The 878-nt window shown below is 67.4% G+C and carries 1 protein-coding gene; it reads right to left on the bottom strand.

Translation table 11 applies throughout. The annotated features are described in order from the left end of the window. Positions 1-61: 61 nt before the first annotated feature. Positions 62-832 carry a transposase family protein gene (locus tag RNB18_RS50660; protein WP_311720881.1) on the bottom strand — a complete coding sequence of 257 codons (771 nt, stop codon included), beginning with the start codon at positions 830-832 and terminating at the stop codon, positions 62-64. Positions 833-878 lie beyond the last annotated feature (46 nt).

Below are 878 nucleotides of genomic sequence, written 5' to 3'. Positions count from 1 at the left end.
CTAAAGCGTGTTGCAGAAGGTCGTGTTCGGGCAGGTCAAGCCGGGGCTTCTGCTGTTCTGATCATGCTGCCAAGGCGAGGTTGTGCATGTGGGCGACGGCCTGGACCGCATGGTGGAGGCCGTTGCCGCGCTGGCGGCAGTCACGCAGGATCTTGTAGTTCTTCATCCGGGCGAAGGCATGCTCGACGCGGGCACGGACCCGACGATGCTCGGCGTTGTCTTCCTCCTCACCCGCGAGGAGTGGCCGGCCGGGCCGTTTTCGGTGCGGGACGACGAGTCCGGTGTTGATGTAGGCGCCGTCGCCCAGCACCGTGACGCCGTCGCAGTGCTGGGCAAGACCGGAGTTCCGCCAGACCTGGGCATCGGCCCGGTTGCCCGGGGCCGGGCGAGCGGTGGCCACGACCAGCCTGGTGTCGGCATCGATGATGACCTGCACATTTGCCGAGAACCGGTAGTTGCGGCTCGAGGCGCCGATCTTCCGGTCGCGGACCGGGACAAGCGTGCCGTCCACGATCCACAGCCGGTCCGTAGTGTCGGCGGGCCGGGAAATGGGCTCAAGGGCGAGGAGGGGCCGCAGCCGCTGGATGACCCGGCACACCGTCGCCGGCGAGACGGCGAACAGCGGCGCGAGCTGTCGCATGGTCAGGTTGGTGCGGTAGTAGACCGCCACCAGCAGCACCCGGTCTGCCAACGGCAGGCACCACGGCCGCCCGCCGCCAGGACCGTTGCCGCCCCGCTCCCGCACCACCCGTAACAAGCCTTCGAACTGCCGCATCCGCAGGCCCGTGAACGTCTCCACCCACAACGGATCAGCCCTCAACACCCCAGCCATACAAGGGAAATGCCCTGATCACGGCCTTTTGGAACACGCTTTAGGC

The sequence above is a fragment of the Streptomyces doebereineriae genome, assembly GCF_031845645.1.
Lineage (GTDB): Bacteria > Actinomycetota > Actinomycetes > Streptomycetales > Streptomycetaceae > Streptomyces > Streptomyces canus.
The sequence above is the reverse complement of the archived record's forward strand: the minus strand, read 5'-3'. Positions and strand labels throughout refer to the sequence as shown.

Coding starts and splice junctions, on each gene's coding strand:
- RNB18_RS50660 (WP_311720881.1), bottom strand. CDS start 832: ATGGCTGGGGTGTTGAGGGCTGATCCGTTGTGGGTGGAGACGTTCACG.